Consider the following 21,662-nt stretch of genomic DNA (forward strand, 5'->3'; position numbering starts at 1 on the left):
CATGGCCGTGTACGAGTTCCCGACGTCCTTCGGCCAGCGCCGGATGTGGCTGCTGGCGCAGATGGACCCGGACCAGCCGACCTACAACATCGCCTGGGCGCTGTGGCTGGACGGCGACCTCGATCTCGACGCGCTGCAGCGGGCCTGGGAGGCGACGCTGCTGCGGCACGAGGTGCTGCGCACCACCTTCCGCGACGAGTCGGGCATGCCGATGCAGGTGATCTCCGACGAGCCGAGCTTCCAGGCGCTGGAGCTCACCTCGGTCGAGCAGCTGCCCGCCGACGAGCGCGAGCAGGCCGCCCGGGCGCTGATCGGTGAACTGGCCCGCACCCCGATCCTGCCCGCCGTCGGCCCGCTGCTGCGGGTGCGGCTGGTGCGGCTGGCGGCCGACCGGCACGTGCTGGCGGTGGTGATGCACCACATCGTCGCCGACGGCTGGTCGTTCCGGATCTTGTTCGAGGAGCTGTCGGCCGACTACGAGGCGATCCGCGACGGCGGCGAGCCGGTCGCCGAGGAGCCCGCGATCCAGTACGCCGACTTCGCGCTCTGGCAGCTGGAGCACTTCGAGGGCGGCGAGTACGGCCCGGCCGAGCGGTTCTGGCGGGCCGAGCTGGCAGACGCCCCGGCCGCGTTGCCGCTGCCTACCGACCAGCCGTACCCGGCGCTGCAGACCTTCGCCGCCGAGGGCCTTGACTCCGAAGTCGACCCCACGCTGGCCGGCCAGTTGCGCCAGGTCGCGGTCCGGTACGAGACCACGATGTTCGCGGTGCTGCTGGCCGCCTATGCGGGCGTGCTGGCCCGGCTGACCGGCGAGCGGGACGTGCTGGTGGCGGTTCCGATGGCCGCCCGGACCCGGTCTGAGACCGAGTCGGTGATCGGCCTGTTCATGAACACCGTGCCGATCCGGGTGTCGGTCGACCCCCAGGCCAGTCTCGGCGAGCTGGCGCGCTCGGTGCACGCCGCGACCGCCCGGGCGCTGGCGCACCAGGATCTGCCGTTCGCCCGGATCGTGGAGCTGCTGCGCCCGGAACGCGACCCGGCGCGGCTGCCGCTGACGCAGGTGATGTTCGCGATGGAGGAGTCCTGGGCGGTGCCGGACCGCGGCGGGATGCGCTGGCGTCCGGAACTGCTCGAGAACGGTACCGCGAAGTTCGAGGTCGAGCTGACCGTGACCGACACGCCGGCCGGGCCGGGTGTGCGGCTCAACTACAACCGTGACCTGTTCTCCGCGGCCACCGGCCGGCTGCTGGCCGACGGCTTCTCCCGGCTGCTGCGCGCCTTCGCCGAGAACCCCGATCAGAGCGTCGCCTCCGTCGAGATCATGTCGGCGCAGCTGTGCGAGCTGGTCACCGCACGCTGGCCCGACGCCGGCCCGGTCTCCGAGCCGGACGCGACCGCGGTGGCCCTGCTGTGGCAGGCCTGTGCGGCCGGGACGGTGCTGGCGCAGGGCGATGACGGCGAGCTGACCGGCGCCCAGATCCGCGAGCGGGCGCGCAGGATCGCCGCCGCCCTGCGCGAGCACGGCATCGACGGCTCGGATCGGGTGGCGATCCTGCTGCGCCGGGGCAGCAGGCTGCTGCCGGCCATCCTGGGCGTCTGGTCGCTCGGCGCCTGTTACGTGCCGCTGGACCCGATCTATCCCGACCAGCGCATCGCCACCATGCTGGCCGACGCCGAGGTCCGCGCGATCATCATCGACACCGGCGCCGAGGACGCGCCCAGGCCGCCGGTGGAGACCGGCCCGATCGCGGTGATCGACCTGGCGCGGCTGACCGCCGAGCCGGCGTCCGACGGCATGTCCGACCTGACGTCCGACGTGGCGCCCGAAGTACCGCCGGCCGCCGCTGCGTACACGATGTTCACCTCGGGCTCGACCGGCCGGCCCAAGGCGGTCACCGTCACCCAGGGCGGCATCGCCGCGTTGCTCGAGGCGGTGCGCCCGTTGCTGGCGCTGCGGCCTGAGGACCGGTTCGTCGCGGTCTCGACGTTCGCCTTCGATATCGCCCTGGTCGAGCTGCTGGCCCCGGTGCTGGCCGGTGGCCGCGTGGTGATCGCGGACTCCGAGCAAGTCCACGACGCCGCCCTGCTGCGGAGCCTGCTGGTCGAGGTCGGCGCCACCGCGCTGCAGATGACGCCAGCCGGCTGGCGGATGCTGGTCGACGCCGGCGGGGTGCCGGACGGGGTGCGGCTGCGGATGACGGCCGGCGAGCCGCTGTTCCGCGACCTGGCCGACGCCATCAGCGGCGGGGCCGGGGCCAGCGTGTGGAACCTGTACGGCCCGACCGAGACCACCATCTACTCCGGCGGCGGGCCTGTTGAGCCGGCGCCGGCGCCGATCGAGATCGGCTCGATCATCCGCGGCACTGAGCTGTACGTGCTCGACGAAGGCCTGCGCCCGGTGCCGCCCGGCGTGCTGGGCGAGGTCTACATCGGTGGCGCGGGCGTCGCCCAGGGTTACTTCGGCGCACCGGGCATGACCGCGGCCCGGTTCCTGCCGGATGAGTTCAGTGGCCGGCCCGGCGCGCGGCTGTACCGCACCGGCGACGTCGGCCGGTGGCGCAGTTCCGGGCGGATCGAGCTGGCCGGGCGCGCTGACCGGCAGCTCAAGATCCGCGGCTACCGGGTGGAGAGCGGTGAGATCGAGGCGGTGCTGCGCGGCCACCCCGACATCGCCGAGGCGGTGGTCTCGGTTCGCGGCGCCGGCCACGACGTCCGCCTGGTCGGCTACCTGGTGACCCGGTCCGGCGCGGACCAGCCACCGCAGGACCTGCGCGACCGGCTTCGCGAGGTGCTGCCGGACTACATGGTGCCGGCCGCCTTCGTGGTGCTGGCGAAGCTTCCGCTGACCGGCAGCGGCAAGATCGACCACCGGGCGCTGCCCGAACCGGAGTGGGGTGCGGCCGCCGGTCAGGCCCCGACCGCGCCCCGGACGCCGTTGGAGGCCGAGCTGACGGTGATCTTCTCCGAGCTGCTCGGCCTGCCCGAGCCGGTCGGGGTGATGGACAACTTCTTCGCCCTGGGTGGGCACTCGCTGACGGCGACCCGGCTGATGACCCAGCTCCGGGCTGCCTACGGGGTCGACCTGCCGGTCCGGATGCTGTTCGCCGATCCGACGGTCGCGGGGCTGGCCGCCGTGGTGGAGGCCGCCCGGACCGGATCCTCCAGCACGGCCCGGCAGTCGCCGGCAGCCGAGCTCAGCGACGCCGAGACCGATGACCTGCTGCGGACGCTGATCCCCGGCGAGCGGAGGTAGGAGGCGGCGATGCGCTTTCCGGTGTCGTTCTCGCAACGGCGGCTGTGGTTCCTGGAACAGCTGATGCCGGGCGAGCCGACGTTCCACATGCCCTACGCGATGTGGCTCGAGGGGCCGCTGGACACCGACGCATTGCAACGCGCGGTGGATGCCGTGGTCGCCCGGCACTCGGTGCTGCGGACCAGCATAGTGGCGGTCGACGGCGTGCCCGAGCAGATCGTCGCCGACTCGGGCACGGTGCCGATTGAGCTGATCTCGCTGGCGGACACGGTCGAGGAGGCCGACTGCGTCCGGCAGGCCCGCGCCATAGCCATCGAACGGGGCATGCGGCTGTTCGACCTGTCCCACGGCCCGCTGCTGCGAGTCTCCCTGATCGACACCGGGTCGGATCGGCGGCTGTTCGTCCTGGTGATGCATCACATCATCAGCGACGGGCTGTCACTGCAGATCCTTATCGACGAGCTGTCGGCGGTGTACCGGGCGGAGGTGACCGGTGAGCCGGTCACGTTGCCCCGGCTGGTGATGGACTACGGCGACTACGCCGTCTGGCAGCACGACCGGCTGCGCGGCGAGGAACTCGAACGGCAGATGGAGTACTGGCGCCAGCAGCTGCGCGGAGCGCCGGCCGTCTTCACCCTGCCGAGCGACCGGCCCCGGCCGGCGCAGCAGTCCACCCGCGGCGCGATCGCCATCCGGGTGCTCGACCCGGCGATCACCGACCGGCTGGCCGAGGTGGCGGCCGGTTCCCACGCCACCATGTTCATGGCGTTCCTGACCGGTTTCGCGGTGGTGCTCTCGCGTTATGCCCGGCAGACCGACGTGGTGGTCGGCACCCCGGTGGGTGGGCGCACCCATGTGGAGCTGGACCCGATGCTCGGCCTGTTCACCAACACCGTCGCGCTGCGCATCTCACTCGACGGCGATCCGAGCTTCGTCGAGCTGCTCGGCCGGGTCCGCGACAACACCGTCGAAGCCGTCTCGCACCAGGAACTGCCGTTCGAGAAGCTGGTCGAGGAGTTCGCACCCGAGCGCTCGCTGGCGCACGCGCCGCTGATGCAGGTGATGTTCGGCTACCAGTCGCGCACCCCGCCGACGCTGAACCTGCCCGGCATCGAGGCAGGCTTCAGCTGGGCGCTGCTCACCGGAACGGCAAAGCTCGACCTCACCCTCTACGCCGACACCTCGGACGGGGTGAGCACCACGCTGGCGCTGGAGTACAACACCGATCTCTTCGACGCGCCGTGGGCTGACCGGTTCCTCAGCTGCATGGCGCTGGTGCTCGAACACGCCGTGGCCGATCCGCAGCTGCCGGTGACCGACCTGCCGATGCTGTCGGACGAGCAGGCCCGGGAGCTGGTGACCGAGCGGAACCGGCACTCCGAGCCTGAGCCGGTCGGCGAGGACGAGCCGTTCGACGTCCGGGCGCTGCTGCGGGCCTCGACGTCACGGGTGATCGACAGCGACGGCTCGGTGTCGATGGCCGAGGTGTGCGAGCGGGCCGGCCGGCTGGCCCGGGTGCTGGCCGACCGCGGCGTGGGCCTGGAGACGCCGGTCGGGTTGTGCCTGGAGCGCGGGGCCCCGATGCTGAGCGCCCTGCTCGCGGTGTGGTGGGCCGGCGGGGCCTACGTGCCGCTGGACCCGGACTTCCCGCGGTCCCGGCTGACCGCGATGGCTCGCGGCGCCGGTGCGCGGATCATCGTCACCGACGAGGCTCATCGCGAGCTGGCGGGCTCGATCGCCGAGGGCTCAGCTGTCGACATGTCGGGCGTGCTGGGCGTTGACGTGCTGGGCGTGGAGGACCCGGCGGTCGCCGAGGCGCTGCCGCTGCCGCCGGTGCCCCTACCCCCTGAGGCGCTCGCCTACATCATCTTCACCTCGGGTTCCACCGGCCAACCCAAGGGAATCGGCATCGGGCACCGGGCGGTGGCGAACCTGCTGGCGTCGTTCAGGCGCTCGCTCGACCTGGGGCCCGAGGACCGGTTCGTGGCGGTCACCACACTGTCCTTCGACATCGCGCTGCTGGAGCTTCTGCTGCCGCCGGTGTGCGGCGCGGACCTGGTGATCGCCACCGGGGAGGAGATCCGCGAGCCCGACCGGCTGCGGTCGCTGATCGAGCGGCAGGCCGCGAGCGCCATGCAGGCCACTCCGCAGACCTGGCGGCTGCTACTGGCCGCCGGCGGGGTGCCGGCCGGCCTGCGGCTGCGGCTGTGCGGCGGCGAGGCGCTGCCACGTGACCTGGCCGACCAGCTCAGCACGCCCGGGACGGTGCTGTGGAACGTCTACGGCCCGACCGAGACGACGGTGTGGTCGGCCGCCGGGGTGGTCGCCGACGGGCTGGGGCCGGTCGAGATCGGCGAGCCGATCGAGCACACCCGGGTGTATCTGCTGGACGAGCGGCTGGGGCCGGTGCCGGTCGGGGTGCTGGGCGAGGTGTTCATCGCCGGCCGCGGGGTGGCTCGCGGCTACCACGACCGGCCGCGGCTGACGGCGCAGGCGTTCCGGCCGGACCCGTGGAGCGACGAGCCCGGGGCCCGGATGTATCGCACCGGTGACCTCGGCCGGTGGCGTGAGGGTGGTGGCCTGGAGCTGATCGGTCGGACCGATCACCAGGTGAAGGTAAGGGGATTCCGGATCGAGTGCGGCGAGATCGAAGCCATCCTGCGCTCGCACCGGGACGTCCGCCAGGCGGCGGTGGTGGTGGCAGCCCGGGGCGAGGAGCAGGTGCTGGTGGGCTATGTGGTGCCGCGCCGGGGTGGCCTGGTCGCTGACCCCGAGGCGGACCTGCTTGAGCTGCTGCGCCCGCACCTGAAGGCCAAGCTGCCCGACTACATGGTGCCGGACCTGATCGTGGCGCTGCCGGCGCTGCCGCTGACCCCGAACGCCAAGGTCGACCGGGCAGCGCTGCCCGCGCCCGAGTGGGACGTCCGGCCGGCCACGGTCGAGCGGGTCGAGCCGCGCACCCCGGTGGAGGAGACACTGGCCCGGATCTGGGGCGAGCTGCTGGCCACCCCGACGGCGGTCGGCGTGACCGACAACCTGTTCGCCCTGGGCGGGCACTCGCTGACCGCCACCAGGTTCGTCGCCCGGGTCGCCGACACCTACGGGGTGAACCTGCCGGTGCATGAGATCTTCGCCCGCCCGACGATCGCGGAGCTGGCCGAGATCGTGGCCAAGGACCCGGACTTCGGACAGGTGGACTCCTCCGCCGAACTCGACGAGCTCAGCGACGAGGCCCTGGACGAGCTGCTGCGGGCGGCGCTGGCCCAGCGCAACCGCCGCCGCGCAGCGCCCGACCAAGCCGACTCCTAGCTGAGTCAACCTGAGTGGCAGAAGGCGTGGAGTGGCCCTGACGTCAATCGGCGCAATCGGCCCGGCCTTGGATGGGTAGGGACAGTTCGCTACAACGCAGGAGCGGTGCGGCGTACACAATGGGCGGATCGGCTGGCTGGGCGCGGGTGAAGACCAACGCGATGTCGTCGTTCGAGTCTGGGGCCAGCTGGTGAAGCCGGGCGACATAGGTCTGATCGTTCGATGCCATGAGGGATTCGGCAACAGTGCTTGAACCCGGGTAAGCGCAGGCCATGAGCCCGACCAGGTAGTCGGTGCGGCCATGAAGCTCGAATGGGCCGGGAACTGAGGCGCATCCGCATGCGATCGGAACGCCCTGGGGTACCCATCCAGAGAATGCGGCGTAAAAGGCTGTGAGCATTGGGGAGTCGAGGCCGGCGCTTCCGTCCAGGGCGACCGGGGAGAACAGCCGAGACACTCCGCCGCGCTGAAAGCGTCCAGGGGCGTGCCCGTTTGCCGGTGATTCGTGAGGGCCGTCAACCAGGCTGGACAATTTGATGTCGGCCACCGTCCGGAGACGGCGGCGCAGCTCGCGTGGCGGGAGTCCGACCATCCGCGTGAACTGCGCTGAGAACGTGGTCACGCTGAGGTAGCCCACTCGATAGGAGAGGTCGGTGATCGTCAGGTCCGTCGCTACCAGGAGTTGTTTAGCGGCGGCCATCCGAACTGCCGCGAGGAAACGCCGAGGAGGCGCGCCGGTTACCTCACGAAAGATACGATTCAGATAGAACGGGCTGGTCCGGGTTGTCGAGGCCAAGTCGGAGAGGGTCAACGGCTCGGCGTAGCGGGCCTTGATCACTTCGGCTGCGCGTTCAACCAAGGCGTGGCGGAAGTCGTTTGTCCCCGGCCGCGCGCCGGACACGAAGTCATTCTCGCGCCAGGCCTCATCCTGCGGGCTGCTGGAGGCCAACTCCGAACGGATGCCGTTCGCTGGCAAGTGCGACACAGGACCTCCAGAAGGTGCGCTGCCGCTCCCGGACCGCTCACCAGGAAAGTCAGGAGCGCGCCGATCCAACTCGCGTGAGGTATTGAGGGAGCGTCAGGTATTAATGGAATCAGAATGCCGGCAGCTGGGCAATCCCGTGCTCGGCGTAAAGAGCTGATCTGGTCCACCGTTCAGCCGCACAAGACTTCAGTGTCAGGCGATTTCAATGCCATGAGCGGAATGAACAAGCGCTGATAAGGCAAAGCGTCTCCCGGCGCGTAGCGTCCGCGTTGGGCATAGTGATAGCTCGTTTATGGACCCGAAGGGGCCGAGCATGGACGACTTGCGTGCGCGTCGGCTCGCGGAGGTGTTGATCCGGTATTCCCTCGCTACCCGTAAAGGGGATCGAGTATTGATTTCCGCTCCGGTGGCGGCGGCGCCGCTGGTACGTGAGGTTTACCGTCAGGTGATTCAGGAAGGCGGGCACCCGACGGCACGCGTCGGCTTGGACGGGCTCGACTCGATCGCTCTAGCAGGCGGTGATGAAGGCCAGTTGCGCCAGCTGGCCGAACTCGACCGGCGCGAGATCGAGCATGTCGACGTGTGTCTTGTGATCTCGGCCCAGGACAGCGTAGGGCGGACGGTCGGGGTCACGCCGGAGCGGATGGCGATCCTTGCCGCGGCGCGGGCATCGGTGACGAGGCGGTGCATCGAGCGGATCACCGAGGGCGAGCTGCGCTGGTGCCGAACGGTCATGCCCACCGGCGCGGCTGCCGAGCAGGCCGGGATGTCCCTGCCGGAGTACGAGGACTTTGTGTTCCGCGCGGGGCTGCTGGACAACGACGACCCAGTCGCGGCCTGGAAGCAGCTTCACGACGCCCAACAGGAGATCGTGGATTTCCTCAGCAAGCACGACTCCGTGCGCATCGTGGCACCCGGAGTCGACCTCAACTACCGGGTAGCGGGCCGGACGTGGATCAACGGCAGCGGCGAGTACAACTTCCCCGACGGCGAGGTTTTTACCGGCCCTATCGAAGATTCCGTCAATGGCACGATCCGGTTCAGCTATCCGGCGGTGTACAACGGCGTCCGCGTGGAGGATGTCGCGCTGCGCTTCCATGACGGAAGGGTGGTTGATGCCACCGCCGGAGCAGGCGAGGATTTTCTGATGTCGATGCTGAGCACCGACGACGGCGCGCGCTACGTGGGCGAGGTCGCGTTCGGCTTGAATTACGCGGTCGGCAGATTCACCGGCAACACGCTGTTCGACGAGAAGATCGGCGGCACGATGCACGTGGCTGTCGGTCAGTCCTATCCGCATACGGGCGGGCGGAACCGGTCTTCGATCCACTGGGACATGGTCACCGATCTACGCGATGGCGAAGTGTACGTCGACGGCGAGCTGTGTTACGAGAAGGGTCGGTTCACCCGAGCCAGGATGTGAGAGGTCATGAATGCGACGGATCGGCGGGTCTACGAAACCGAGGTGCTAGCCACTCCCGAGCGGATCTGGCAAGCGCTGACGGATCCAGGCGTAACTGAGCAGTACTTCTTCGGAACGCGCGTGGAGTCAGACTGGAGCGACAAGGCGCCCATCCGTTACCGGAACGCCGAAGGCGGCGTTGACGCAGACGGTGAGATCCTCGAAGCCAGTGAGAACCGCCGCCTCAGCTACACATTCCGGCCTGCTTGGTCGCCGAGCAGCCAGGCGGTGAAGCCCGGCACTGTGAGTTGGGAGATCGAGCCGAGCGGCCGGGCGTCCAAGGTGACGCTCACCCACGACGGCTTCGACTTCGACAGCCCCGGGGGCGATCAAGTCGACTCCGGCTGGGTGCTGACCCTATCCAGCTTGAAGGCGCTGCTCGAGACCGGGAAGCCGCCGAAGCCGGGCGGCTGAGCGGGTCACCAGGGCTGCCCGCAGTGCGACACGTGGAAAAGCCACACACCTGTGGCTAACGCGGTACTGGGAGAAGGAAGAGGCACATGAACGGATCTATGTACGCCGGAGTTACCCTCATGCACTTTCCGCCGATGCGCACCGACGATGTGTACCGGCATATCCGGGATGTTCTGGTCCCGTTCCACGAGAAGTTGCGGCCCGAGGGCCTGCAGAACGCATTCTTTCTCGTGAATCCTGAGGCTTGCCAAGGCATTGGAATCGCAATGTGGGACAACAGCAGCAAGCTCCGGGAGTTGGAGCGGGGGACCTCTCGCGAAATGGCGCGAGAAATGCGGGATCCCGCCACAGCGCCCACCGAGTACACGCGACTGCGCGCCCAGTGGGTACAGGATCTCAGCGGGGGCGTCGTCAGCACCGATTGGTACGAGGTCGTCGGACACGTGTCGTCGTCGTCCTCCGACACGACCAGCCGGTCTTGGCCGTACGCCTCCAAGTGGCCGTGACCTCACCAGCTGATGGCGATGAGGCGACGAGGAACGCCTTCCGTTGAAAGCAACAACCCGAACGGAACCTATTCGAAGGAGATTTCAAATGACCCTAGCGTATGAAGTGGGCGCCAGATCCGCTCTCGCGCCCAGTCCGAGCGCTCTGTCGGAGCTTCGCCTGTTCACGATGCCGGAGGGCGGGATCGACAGGCTCAACTTCGTCACGTGGGACACCATCGAGGTGCTGGGCGTGGGTGAGGACACTGTGAAACTGACCGGACACTATCGAATCCAGCGTGCCGACCCGACGGCCGCCGACTGGTCGGAGGCATCGGTCGAGATCGCGATGCTGGAACTGGACGTGTCCGGTGTCAGCGCGACGTTCGGCCCGGTGCGCGCGAGCGTGAACTACAGCATCGGCAAGCCGTCGCGCGGGCTGGTCAGCCCCGGAACGATCTATCCAGGATTACCGGACTCACCGAAGATGTGCACGATGGAAGGCTATATGCAGTTCGAGCTGTCGGCCGTGCCGATCGTGGTCTTCAACAAGGAGCCGATCGTGCTCCAGCACAACATCACACACATTCCGCCTGTCGGCCAGGGTGGCGGCACCCGCGGCCGGGTCGGCGTGGAGCTGTTCGACACCTCCAACCCGGACGGTCCGCCGGTCGCGATCCTGCGGCAGGTCAAGACCCACATCGGCGCCTGGCAGACCTAGGCGCCCGAACGCTCGCTCGGGGCGCTCTCGCGCACGTCATGGCAGGAGCGCGCCCTCTTCCCCAACCTGACTGGAAGCGAACGCCATGATCGAAGCGCCGATCTCCCGGCATCTCGACGTCGTGGGGGCGGCGTCGGCCGGGTTCGTCGAGTTCTTGATGACTTCGACGTGGAGCAAGCGGCGGGAAGCCGACGACGATATCTGTGATTTCGTCGTCGGCAATCCGCATGACATGCCGCTGCCCGCGTACGTCGAGGTGATCCAACGGGCCAGCGCCCCGCAGGACCCGAGCTGGTTCGCATACCAGCTCAATGAGGCGGCCCCCCGCGATGCGGCGTCGCAGTCGCTGCGCGAGCGGCTCGGCATCGCCTACGAGTCCGAGGATGTGTTCCTCACCAAGGGCGCGTCCAGCGCGCTCGTCCTGGCGTTGAGCACGGTGTTGGAGCCGGGGGAGGAAGTTCTGTTCCAGAGCCCGCCGTGGTTCTTCTACGAGTCGATGATCGCCTTTGCGCGCGGCGTCCCGGTGCGTGTGCCGGTCGACCGGGCGACGTTCGACCTCGACCTCGCCGCCATCGCCGCAGCCATCACGCCGCGGACCCGCGCCGTGATCGTCAACTCACCGAACAACCCCACCGGCCGGATCTACCCGCCCGAGACGGTGCGCCGGCTGGCCGAGTTGCTTATGGCGGCGTCCCAGAAGTACGGCCGGGCGATCTACCTCGTCTCCGACGAGGCGTACAACCGGATCCTCTTCGACGGACGACGCTTCGCGAGCCCGACGGCGCACTACCCGTACTCGTTCCTGGTCTACAGCTACGCCAAAACCCTCCTGACTCCCGGGCAGCGCCTCGGCTACTTGGCACTGGCCCCCTCGATGCCGGACCGGGCGCGGATGCGCAGAGCCGTCCTGGTCGCGCAGTACAACGGATTCGGCATGCCCGACGCCGTACTCCAGCACGCTCTGCCCGAACTCGAACGGCTCTGCATCGATCTCGCCCTACTCCAGCGCCGACGCGACCTACTGGTCGAGACGCTCCGCGGACAGGGTTATGAGGTGCACACTCCCGAGGGTGCGTTCTACCTGCTGGCCAGGTCACCGCTCGCTGATGACTCCATGTTCGCAGAGATGCTGGCGGCCGAGGACATCTTCGTGCTGCCGGGGCACGTCGTCGAGTTGCCGGGCTACTTCCGGATGTCGTTGACGGCGAGCGACGCCATGGTCGAGCGGTCCTTACCCGGCTTCGCCGCCGCCCTTGCCACGGCCGGTGAATGCAGCGGCGTCTTCGGGCACGATCGATGACGCGGGTCCACCGCTCGTCGTCTCACGGCGTAGGGCTGCGTGGCCTCGACGCGGTCGCTTCCTCGGTTTCCACGGAGGGGCGCTTCGGCCGCATGTTCCGCAACGTTCCGGTGTTCGAGCACAGGGTGGAGGACCTCTCGGCGCTCGCCGCGACGATGATCGCACCAGTGGATCCGCGCGACAGCGAGCCGGTGTCGGCGGACGACCCACCCGATGACCGCGAGAACCCGCTGATCCCCGCTGGCTACACCTATCTCGCGCAGTTCGTCGACCACGACATCACCTTCGACCCCGTGTCCAGCCTGCAGCGCCAGAACGATCCGGACGGGCTGCACGACTTCCGAACCCCGCGCCTGGACCTGGACTCCCTTTATGGGCGAGGCCCTGCAGACCAGCCGTACTTGTACCGCAACGGGCTGCAACCGGCTCCGCACCCTGAGTTCGGGTTTGACCAGCGCGGCGTGACCTTCCTGCCCGGCGTGCACCCGAGCGACCTGCCGCGCAACAGCGAAGGACGTGCGCTCATCGGCGATCCTCGCAACGACGAGAACGTGATCGTCTCCCAATTGCACGTGGCCTTCTCAAGCTTTCACGACCGGATGGTCGAGCACCTCTTCCAGGAGCGCGGATTGGACGGGGAGGAGCTGTTCGCCGAAGCTCAGCGCCTGGTGCGCTGGCACTACCAGTGGGTGGTGATCCACGATCTGCTGCCGCGGATAGTCGACGGCGACCCGGGCGATGGGAGCACCAGCGAGTCCGGCGTGATCCACGACGTCCTGCGCTCGGAGGCGCTTGCCACTAGCGGCGGGCGCGAGGCCCGGATTCGCCGGCCGGAGCTGCGCTTCTTCCACTGGCAGGTGCAGCCGTTCCTGCCGGTTGAGTTCGCCGTCGCCGCCTACCGGTACGGGCACTCCGCTGTCCGACCCTCTTACGTCATCAACGATGCCGTCCACCGGCAGCGGGGCGGTCGGCGCGTGCCGATCCTGGCGTCCAGCCGTGACCCGCTGGCAAGCCTGCGCGGCTTCGGTCCGCTGCCCGATGGCTGGGGCGTCGAGTGGAAGCACTTCTTCGATGTCGATGGATCGCACCGGCCACAGCGTGGTTTCCGGATCGACACTGCGCTTCCCCCACCACTAGGCGAGCTTTCCTGGCTGCCCGACATGCCGAATCTGGCCAGGCGCAACCTCATCCGCGGCCTGCGCATGGGACTGCCGTCGGGGCAGGGGGTCGCGCGGGCTATGGGCATCCGACCGTTGTCCGACGCTGACCTGAGCCCGAGGGCGGGGAGCGCCGATGACGCCCCCTCCGCGCCAGGCTTCCAGGGCAACGCGCCGTTGTGGTTCTACGTGCTGCGCGAGGCTGAGCTTCTAGCCGACGGCCAGCACCTCGGGCCTGTCGGAGGTCGGATCGTTGCCGAGGTCCTGGTCGGACTGGTCACAGGCGATCCGACATCGTGGCTCAGCGTCGAACCCGACTGGCGCCCGCCGCTGAGCCACGACGGCCGCTTCGGAATGCCCGAACTGCTTCGGTTCGCCTCCGGTGCGCGCGCCTCGGCCGGGACCAAGCCCCAAGGCGCGCTAGACAGGTGGCGGCACAAGTTCGGCGACTGAGCCGAGGCAGCCTTACGACTTGCAGCCCGCCGTCATGCTCTGGCGCCAAGCACCGTCGCCAGCCGCAGGCTCAGCGCTGCCAGTGTCAGGCTCGGATTGGCTGCCGGTGACACCGGAAAGACGGAGTTGTCACAGGCGAAGAGGTTGTCATATAGAAGGAACTTCAGATCCGCGTCGACAACGCCGCTGCCGTCTTCAGCCATCCGCAGGGTGCCGACCTCGTGCCCGACGCCGCCGAGTTCAGCATCCTGCAGCGCGAGGCCGTCCTCACCGAGCACTGGTTGAGCGCCGAGGGCAGCGAATAGATTGGCGGCGAGGTCATCGGCCTCTCGCAGGTCGGCCTGCGGTGGTGCGGTTCTGTTCATCGTGATGGCCACCGGATAGGCGGGATTTCTATCGGTGATGGCCACCAAATTTGTCTCATTCAGCGGTGCGTAGAACATGAAGACGAGCTCGCACAGCATCCAGTCGTTTCGTTCCGCGCGCTCGCGCGCAAGGTGGCCCGGATCGACGTACCTACCTTGATTGAAGGCGGCGCCGAACTCCACAACGATGTCGAACGCGTGCTGTTGCGCTGAACCGGCTAGGTGACGCAGCAGCACCTTGGCCGAGTCGGTGTCACTGCTGTGTGCCGAGTGCGGGGGTAGGGTGAAGTGTCGATAACGGATCGTGTGGTCGGTGATACCCCGCCCGATCTGGCCGTTGGGATCGGCCAGTTCGCTCTGTAGCGCGATCTTGGCCGATTCGATGGCTCCGGCCGCTAGCACGACTGTCCGGGCAGAGAAGCTCCGTTGCCGCTGAGCAAGCAGATCCCACCCGGTCACTCCGGTCACCCGGCGCGGTTCTGCCTGGTCCACATCAACCCGCCAGACCGCGAAGTTCAGATTTACCGTCGGCACCGTATAGCCCGGCGCATTGACCAGTCGATCTTCCATGAGCAGGTCGGCAGTGGAAAACAGGCCGCTGGGTAGTGACCAGTTCGTCGCTCCGCGGTATTGCACCGCCATCGCGGCATTGTCTGCCTGGTAACCGACCAACGTGTCCTGCAGAAACTTCCGGGATGATTCCTGGTAGTCGCTAGATTCCGGCGCCACCCGGTTCAACGCACTCTCGGCTGCTGAAAAACCATCTGCCAAGAGATACTCGCGAACTGCGGTGGGCCAGGCGGTGAGTTCCCACGCAGCCTGCCGTGGGATCAATCCGCCCCAGAAAATTGATCGTCCACCCAGATTGAATCCCTGGGCGCCCGCAAATTGAGAGCCGGCAGTATTGCGATAGTTCACTACTTTGAAATCTGGCCATAAAGACCAGATGTGTTTGTCGAATCGGCCGATCTGTAGTCGGCGTGGCAGGTTACCCACATGGGTTGGAAAGAGGTACGAGCCAGCTTCCACCACCAGGACGTCCGCGCCAGCGTCGGCCAGCCGGGACGCCAGTAGGCCACCGCCCATGCCAGAACCGATCACTAGCACGTCGTATATATGATTCGGGTCTAGATTTCGCTTGAAGAACCGCTGTGCCACCGCGCCGCGTTCGGTGATCAGCGCGTCTCGAGGCGTAAAGTTGACTTGGTCTTCATAGAAGTTGATCACACCTGTGCATTGCTGGGCGCTGAGCGCCATATTGGCGCCGTCAGCCCAGATGCCCGGAGTCAGCACGAACTTGAATGTGATGCCGTCGTCAAACTCGGTGTCGTCGAGCATGAATGCCCACGCCCCGTCGATGTAAACCCCGCCTCGGTCGAGATCCCAGTGTGGCGCCCAGCGCAGTACAACGGTGTGGCCCGGTGCGAATTGCTCGGTGACGAAGCGGATAGTGAACATGCTGCCTCCTCCGGCCAGCCTTCCTCAGGCATTGCTATCGCCTTCGTTGAAAGGTCTGTCATGGCAGGGCGCTTGTTGCCTGCAGTCGTCCGACGGAAAGGCCCGCATCAGTCGAGGGCTTACTTCGTCGGGTGGCCATGACGTTCCCCTAAGTCAGTCAGGAGCGCAAGAGGATGTGCCCAGCATGGGCGCAACTCGCCGTTGCGCCAAGGCTTGGATCCGAGCGGCGCGTTGGCCGATGCCTGCTGGGGTGCAGCAGCGGCCGACGATCGTCAGGGCTGGCGGTCGTAGCGGGCTGCCGCGCCGCACGCCTCGCACCGGAACACCCCGGCTTCAGCCGCCGCCAGCTCGCCGTGCGCGACGCAGGCCGGCGCCCCCTCGGCCGACAGCACCACGTTGCCGATGCCGACATCCCAACCGCCCTCGATGTCGAGCAGCCGTCCCACCGACCCGCCGCCACCCTGGCGCGCCTGGTGCAGCGCCCGCACCACCGCGATGGCGGCGGTGGCGATCCGCGATCCGGGCACCCACCCCGCGAACGAGTTCGCCGACGGCAGCACCGGCTCGTCGCCCCGCATCCGGACCACCACGGCGCGGTCCTCGCCGGTGTACAGGGTGAAGGTCAACGAGTAGCAGCCGGGCTCGGCGAGAGCCTCGATTTTGGAGAGCAGCGGGTCCACGCCGCCAGTTTTCCAGACCGGCTGGGAAATCAGCGCTTGTCGCGAGTGATCGTGGGCTTCGGCTTGCTGGTCGGACGGCCCGCGGGGGTGGTGCGGGGCGCTGGCCGCGAAGGCTTCACCGTCTTGCGAGGCTTTGCCGACGGCGCCGCCTCCGAACCGGGAGGGGTCCGCGTCGGCGCCACGGCCGGCGTGCTGCTTGCCGGGGCGCGGGGGACGACCTGTGACGACGCCGCCGCCGCAGGCACGCCGGGAGGTGTCGTGCGGGCCGGTGCCGACGTCGGATTCGCCGTACTCGGCGGCGGCGAGCTGGCCGGCCTGCTGCTCGGCGATGCCGAGGTCCTCGACCGGGACGGACTTGCCGTGGCGCCTTCCGACGATCCACTCGGCGCGGCAGCCCGCTGGTCCGGCCCGGGAGTTCCGTCGGGCCGAGGAATTCCGCCCTGCTTGGTGTCGGGCGCGAGCATCACCACGGCCGCCACCACCGCAGCCACCACGGTTGCCGCTGTGGTGGCCAGCACGACAATGCCGACGCGGGTGCCAGGTGTCCCGCGACCGGATTGCGCAGCGCCGCGGGCAGGAGCGTGGCGGTGGCTGCCCGACCGTGAGGTACGCCTGCGCAACAGCACCAGCGTGGCCAGCCCGGCCAGGGCGATCGAGCACAGCAGGACGTCAGCGCGCACGACGGCTCGCACGATCAGTCCCAAATGCGGTCACCGATCGACCGTAACACCGCCACCGGGCACCTGTGGAGCCGCTTTTTCCCGAGCAACGGGCGCTTCACTCCCGGTCGGAGAAGCGCTCCCACGCCGACTGCCTCGTCATGTCCAGCGCCTCGCCGATCCGAGCCCAGGACACCCCGCGGCTGCGGACCCGGCGCACCCAGGTGGTGAGGCTGCCCTCGACCTGGCCGGCGACCCTGGCGATCTTGGGAAGCTGGTCCAGCAGTTGCTGGTCGGTCATTGCCTGCCAGTACGTCAGCTCGGTGGGCGGTCCGGCATCGTCGGGCTGAGCGTCGGGCTGCTCTGTGGCGGCTGAGGACAGGATCTCGTTACAGAGCTGCACGCACTCGTTGCAGATGTAGATGCCCGGCCCGGCGATGACCTTGGCGACCTCCGGAGCCGGCTTCGCGCAGAACGAGCAGGCGATCTCAGCGGCGGCGGTTGGCTCGGCAGTCGGCTCAGCGGTCATGGCGTAGTCCTCTCGATCCAGACACACGTCAGGGTACGCCTGACAGCATGTCAGGCTAAGCCTGACACGTCAAGGCACTACCCGGAGATCAAGGCGCGACCGAGGAATCAAGGCGCGACCCAGGAATCAAGGCGCGACCGAGGGATCCAGGCGCTACCCCCAGGGGATCGAGCTGCTACCGACGGACTCAGACCCCTGGTGCGACGGAGTCGCGGGACCGGCGCTCGCGCGGCTGCGGGCGCACCAGCAACCCGAGCGGACCGGCCAGCCTGCGCAGCGCGCCGGCGCGCTGCGGTGTGGTCAGCCGCTGCCGCAGCAGGGGCACGCCATCACCACTCAGATCATCGATCAAAGCCGCCCGGCCACCGATGGCGAGCAGCAGCGCCTCCGCAGGCCCCCGCACCGCCGCCCCGGCGCCGTGGTCCCAGCCGGTGTCGGTCGCGGTGAAACGCAGCCCGTCCAACCGCGAACCCATCGTGAACCCGGGTGAGGCGCGGGTGGTCAGGTGGTGAAATGCCACCGACAGCCGTTGCTCGGAAAGGTCGCGCGAGATACCAAGCGGAACCCGGATGTCGAGATCGTGCAGCACGAGATCGGTCAGCACCGGGTCATAGCCCGACCGCGGCACGGTGACCCGCGAGCCTGCCCCCCGCCGCAACACCTCGATGATCTCGTCATCGGGCTTGCGGGCCGCCCGTCGCGTCAGCCACAGGCTGACCCGGTCCAGGTCGCCGGCAGTGGCGGCGATGCCCAGGTACAGCTTGAGCTGGCCGTACTTCAGGAAGGTGATCAGGTGGGCCGCCACGTCGTGGACCGTCCATCCCGCGCAGAGGCTCGGCGTCTGGAGCTGGCCGGGGGTGAGCGTGCTCAGCAGGTCCGCGAGGTACCTGCGCTCGTCCACAATCATGTCGTAGACCCGCATCTGCCTAAGGTATCCCAGCGCTGGCGGCCGGCATCCTCACATCTTGCGGCACCTGCCTGCCAGGTCCCACGACCGCTCGCCACTGTCAGAACGGATGTCAGAACAGGTCGAGCACCTTGGTTTTGCTAGCGTGGCTACATGCAGCCCGACCTCGCTGGACCTCCCGACGACGCTGGGAGCAACTGGCCAGCCGCCGGGCGCGACCGGCTCAAGATCGGCGTCCTGGTGGTGGCCTTCAACGCCGAGTCCACCCTGCAGGCCACCCTGGACCGCATTCCTCCAGATATGCGCGCCAAAATCGACGAGATCCTGATCTGCGACGACGCCAGCGAGGACCGCACCGTCGACGCCGGCCTGGCCTGGCGCGAGGCCAACGAGGCGATCCCGACCACGGTGATCCGGCACGTCAGCAACCTCGGCTACGGCGGCAATCAGAAGGCCGGCTACCAGCTGGCCCGCGAGCACGGCCTCGACATCGTGGTGCTGCTGCACGCCGACGGCCAGTACGCCCCGGAGGCGATGGCCGACCTGCTTGCGCCGCTGGAGCGCGGTGAGGCCGACGCGGTGTTCGGCTCCCGGATGCTCGACCCCGGTTCGGCGCGGGCCGGCGGCATGCCGCTGTACAAGTACCTCGGCAACCGGGTGCTCACCACGTTCGAGAACCGGCTGCTGGACTCGACGCTGTCGGAGTTCCACTCCGGCTACCGGGCCTACCGGTTGTCGGCGCTCGCGGAACTGCCGCTGTCGTTCAACACCGACGGCTTCGACTTCGACACCCAGATCATCATCCAGCTGCTCGACGCCGGCAAGCGGATCGTCGAGGTGCCGATCCCGACCTACTACGGGGACGAGATCTGCTACGTCGACGGGATGAAGTACGCCCGTGACGTGGTGCGTGACGTGCTGCAGTACCGGCTCACCAAGGTCGGCATCGGCACCCACCGCTGGGTGCCGGCCGATCCGGAGTACGCGGCCAAGGAGGGTGAGGGCACCTCGCACACCGTCATCACCGAGATGCTGGCGGCGATGCCGCCCGGGCTCCGGGTGCTCGACCTCGGCTGCTCCGGTGGCCGGCTGTCCGAGCGGATCAGGCAGCTCGGGCACAAGGTGGTCGGCGTGGACAGCGTCGAGATCGCCGGCGTGCGCGGCCGGGTCGACGATTTCGTGTTCGGCGACCTCGAGGACGGCATTCCCGAGGCGGCCGGCGGTGACTTCGACGTGGTGATCGCCGCCGACGTCATCGAGCACGTCCGCTATCCGGAGCGGTTGCTGCGCCAGATGGCCGAGGTGCTCTCACCGACCGGCCAGATCGTGATCTCGACCCCGAACTTCGGCCACTGGTACTCCCGCGGCCGGGTCGCGGTGGGCGCCTTCGACTACGACCGGCGGGGCATCCTGGACGAGACCCACCTGCGGTTCTTCTCCCGCAAGAGCCTGCGCCGCACGATCGGCTCGGCCGGCCTGGACCTGCTGCAGCTGGAGTACACCGGCCTGCCGCTGGAGGTGCTGACCCGCGCGGACAGCTGGAAGTCCCGCTCGGCGCGCAGCGTGGACCGGCGACTGGTGCGGCTGCGTCCCACCGTGTTCGGCTACCAGTTCGTGGCCAGGCTGCGCCCGCACCATGCCGGCTCCGTCACCCACCGCGCCTGACGTGCGCGAGGTGAAACCCCAGGCGCGTGCCACGAGGGCCTTTGCCGACCCGGCCGGCGACCAGTTGCCTGCCGCGACCACCGATCCGGCGTCCAGAAGGCTGATCGTCCGCCGCCGTTGGCTGGTGCTCGGGATCGCCCTGCTAGTGCTGGCGTTGAAGGTGACGGTCGCGGCCAGGACCTACGGCACCAACGACATCAGGCACTGGACCAACTTCGTCAACGGCGTGGCCAGCCGCGGCCCGGTAGGCGTCTACGGCATCGGCTTCGACCGGTCCTTCTACAACCACCCGCCGCTGATCGGTTACTTCCTGCAGTTCGTCGACCTGGCACGCCAGTACGGCTTCAGCATCGGGTTCACCATCCGGTCGGTGGCCAGCCTCGCCGACGTGGGCTCGGCGCTGCTGATGTTCGAGATCCTGCGCCGGCGCCGCAGCCTGCGCGAGGCGACCTGGGCGGCCGCGCTGGTAGCGGTCAGCCCGGTGCTGTTCATCATCTCAGGCTTCCACGGCAACACCGATCCGATCTTCGTGATGTTCACGCTGCTGGCGCTGTACCTGCTAGCCGACCGGGACAGGCCGCTGGCCGCCGGGGTGTCGATGGGGCTCGCGATCGGGATCAAGATCGTCCCGGTGGTCGCCGTTCCGGTGCTGCTGGTGCTGGCCCTCAGCAAGGGCCGCCACGCCCTGCTGAGGTTCGGTGCGGGCTTCGTGCTCGCGTTCGGCATCACCTGGCTGCCCGCTCTGATCGCGCACGGTGAGGTGGTGCGCAGCAACGTGCTCGGCTACGCGGGCAGTGGCATCAGCCAATGGGGTTTGATCCAGATCGGCCACGTGTTCGACGATCCGGGCTGGGCCGATTTCTTGACCGAGTCCGGCCGGTTCCCGGTGGTGCTGCTGTGCGCGCTCGGGCCGGCGGTGCTGGCGTGGCGCCGTCCCGGCATGGCCGCTGAGGCGCTCGGCCTGTCGCTGGTCAGCTTCCTGTTTCTCGCCCCGGCGTTCGGCTGCCAGTATCTGGTCTGGGCGGTGGCGGCGGCCTACCTGCTCAACTTCGGCTGGGCGACCCTCTACAACCTGTTCGCCGGCGTGGTGCTGTTCAAGATCTACACCCGGTGGGCCCACGGCTTTCCCTGGGACCACGCGAACTACTGGGGCCTGGTCGGCGTCGAGCTGGTCGGGGCACTGCTGCTGTGGGGCTTCCTCGGGGTGCTCGCCCCGCTCGGGATCCGCCGCATCCTCGCCGGCCCCCGGCAGGACGGACCGGCCTGGCAGGCCGGTTTACCCCGCCGCCCGCAGGGAAAAGCTCAGTTGGAGTAGCCGCGCTCGACGAGGTGCTTGGCCGAGTAGGCGTAGGCCTGCGGGTCTGAGGGCGCCACCGTCCCGAGGCCGTCGACGTAGCGGTTGAACATGCAGAACGCCGCCGCGATCAGGACCGCGTCGTGGATCTCGAGGTCAGTGCTGCCGGCCCGCCGGGCGTCGCTGATCAGAGCCGGGGTGACGTTGCGCCCGCTCACCTGGACCGCGCCGGCGATCCGCAACAACGCCCGCAGCTTCGGTGAGATCGGAGCGTTGTCGAGGTCGGCGTGCACCTGCTCGACCACGCACATGCCCAGCTCCAACTGGGCGGCCGCGGTGGCCGAGTGCGAGTCGCGGCAGAACCGGCAGTCGTTGAGCCCGGAGACGTAGGCGGCGATCAGCTCGCGCTCGCCGGGCGACAACGAGTGCGGCCCGCGCAGCAGCACCTCGGCGAGCTCCATGAGGGGTTTAGCCGTTTCGGGACGGTAGATCAGCGGTCCGGTGATGCCGGGGAACTGGGTCTCTTCGACTCCTAGGGCGATGTGGGCCATGGTGTTCACGCTCGT

Annotated in this window: 15 protein-coding genes and 1 pseudogene; 10 read left to right on the forward strand and 6 right to left on the reverse strand. The window is 68.5% G+C overall.

Annotation, left to right across the window (positions count from 1 at the left end):
* Position 1: 1 nt before the first annotated feature.
* Together VF557_02685 and VF557_02690 are read left to right on the forward strand one after the other, a co-directional pair.
* A complete protein-coding gene (locus tag VF557_02685) occupies positions 2 to 3,253 on the forward strand; it encodes an amino acid adenylation domain-containing protein (protein HEX8079097.1) in 3,252 nt (1,083 codons plus the stop codon).
* Positions 3,254 to 3,262: 9 nt separating this feature from the next.
* Positions 3,263 to 6,562 (forward strand): amino acid adenylation domain-containing protein, encoded by a 3,300-nt coding sequence (locus VF557_02690; protein ID HEX8079098.1) that lies wholly within the window; start codon positions 3,263 to 3,265, stop codon positions 6,560 to 6,562.
* A 43-nt stretch (positions 6,563 to 6,605) separates the two neighbouring features.
* Here the strand turns inward: VF557_02690 and VF557_02695 are convergent, their stop codons facing one another.
* On the reverse strand, positions 6,606 to 7,511 hold the full coding sequence (locus VF557_02695; protein ID HEX8079099.1) for an AraC family transcriptional regulator: 906 nt from the start codon (positions 7,509 to 7,511) through the stop codon (positions 6,606 to 6,608).
* 349 nt (positions 7,512 to 7,860) lie between these two features.
* Between VF557_02695 and VF557_02700 the strand changes: the two genes are divergently transcribed.
* The 6 genes from VF557_02700 (at position 7,861) to VF557_02725 (ending at position 13,539) form a co-directional block, all read left to right on the forward strand.
* Positions 7,861 to 8,970: an aminopeptidase gene (locus VF557_02700; protein ID HEX8079100.1), complete on the forward strand. Its 1,110-nt coding sequence runs from the start codon at positions 7,861 to 7,863 to the stop codon at positions 8,968 to 8,970.
* Positions 8,971 to 8,976: 6 nt separating this feature from the next.
* Positions 8,977 to 9,423 carry an SRPBCC family protein gene (locus tag VF557_02705; GenBank protein HEX8079101.1) on the forward strand — a complete coding sequence of 149 codons (447 nt, stop codon included), beginning with the start codon at positions 8,977 to 8,979 and terminating at the stop codon, positions 9,421 to 9,423.
* A gap of 134 nt (positions 9,424 to 9,557) precedes the next feature.
* Positions 9,558 to 9,929 (forward strand): hypothetical protein, encoded by a 372-nt coding sequence (locus VF557_02710; GenBank protein HEX8079102.1) that lies wholly within the window; start codon positions 9,558 to 9,560, stop codon positions 9,927 to 9,929.
* 88 nt (positions 9,930 to 10,017) lie between these two features.
* Positions 10,018 to 10,629, forward strand: coding sequence for a DUF6073 family protein (locus VF557_02715; GenBank protein HEX8079103.1), 612 nt, complete (start codon positions 10,018 to 10,020; stop codon positions 10,627 to 10,629).
* An 85-nt stretch (positions 10,630 to 10,714) separates the two neighbouring features.
* On the forward strand, positions 10,715 to 11,929 hold the full coding sequence (locus VF557_02720; GenBank protein HEX8079104.1) for an aminotransferase class I/II-fold pyridoxal phosphate-dependent enzyme: 1,215 nt from the start codon (positions 10,715 to 10,717) through the stop codon (positions 11,927 to 11,929).
* Positions 11,926 to 13,539, forward strand: coding sequence for a heme peroxidase family protein (locus VF557_02725; protein ID HEX8079105.1), 1,614 nt, complete (start codon positions 11,926 to 11,928; stop codon positions 13,537 to 13,539). Before VF557_02720 ends, VF557_02725 begins: the two co-directional genes overlap by 4 nt.
* A gap of 32 nt (positions 13,540 to 13,571) precedes the next feature.
* On the opposite strand, the gene VF557_02730 is transcribed toward VF557_02725, so the two are convergent.
* The 4 genes and pseudogenes from VF557_02730 to VF557_02745 form a co-directional block, all read right to left on the reverse strand.
* Positions 13,572 to 15,362, reverse strand: coding sequence for a GMC oxidoreductase (locus tag VF557_02730; protein HEX8079106.1), 1,791 nt, complete (start codon positions 15,360 to 15,362; stop codon positions 13,572 to 13,574).
* A 272-nt stretch (positions 15,363 to 15,634) separates the two neighbouring features.
* Positions 15,635 to 16,042, reverse strand: a complete 408-nt coding sequence (locus VF557_02735; GenBank protein HEX8079107.1) for a hypothetical protein — start codon at positions 16,040 to 16,042, stop codon at positions 15,635 to 15,637.
* Positions 16,043 to 17,080: 1,038 nt separating this feature from the next.
* Positions 17,081 to 17,230 (reverse strand): annotated as a pseudogene (locus VF557_02740) (ClpX C4-type zinc finger protein).
* A gap of 187 nt (positions 17,231 to 17,417) precedes the next feature.
* On the reverse strand, positions 17,418 to 18,152 hold the full coding sequence (locus VF557_02745; GenBank protein ID HEX8079108.1) for a maleylpyruvate isomerase family mycothiol-dependent enzyme: 735 nt from the start codon (positions 18,150 to 18,152) through the stop codon (positions 17,418 to 17,420).
* A gap of 138 nt (positions 18,153 to 18,290) precedes the next feature.
* Between VF557_02745 and VF557_02750 the strand changes: the two genes are divergently transcribed.
* A complete protein-coding gene (locus VF557_02750; protein HEX8079109.1) occupies positions 18,291 to 19,802 on the forward strand; it encodes a bifunctional glycosyltransferase/class I SAM-dependent methyltransferase in 1,512 nt (503 codons plus the stop codon).
* On the forward strand, positions 19,774 to 21,117 hold the full coding sequence (locus VF557_02755; protein HEX8079110.1) for a glycosyltransferase family 39 protein: 1,344 nt from the start codon (positions 19,774 to 19,776) through the stop codon (positions 21,115 to 21,117). The genes VF557_02750 and VF557_02755 overlap by 29 nt, the downstream gene beginning before the upstream one ends.
* Here VF557_02755 and VF557_02760 read toward each other — a convergent pair.
* Positions 21,105 to 21,647: a carboxymuconolactone decarboxylase family protein gene (locus VF557_02760; GenBank protein HEX8079111.1), complete on the reverse strand. Its 543-nt coding sequence runs from the start codon at positions 21,645 to 21,647 to the stop codon at positions 21,105 to 21,107. The genes VF557_02755 and VF557_02760 overlap by 13 nt on opposite strands.
* Between the last annotated feature and the right edge of the window lie 15 nt (positions 21,648 to 21,662).

This window comes from Jatrophihabitans sp., from assembly GCA_036389035.1.
Classification (GTDB): domain Bacteria; phylum Actinomycetota; class Actinomycetes; order Mycobacteriales; family Jatrophihabitantaceae; genus Jatrophihabitans_A.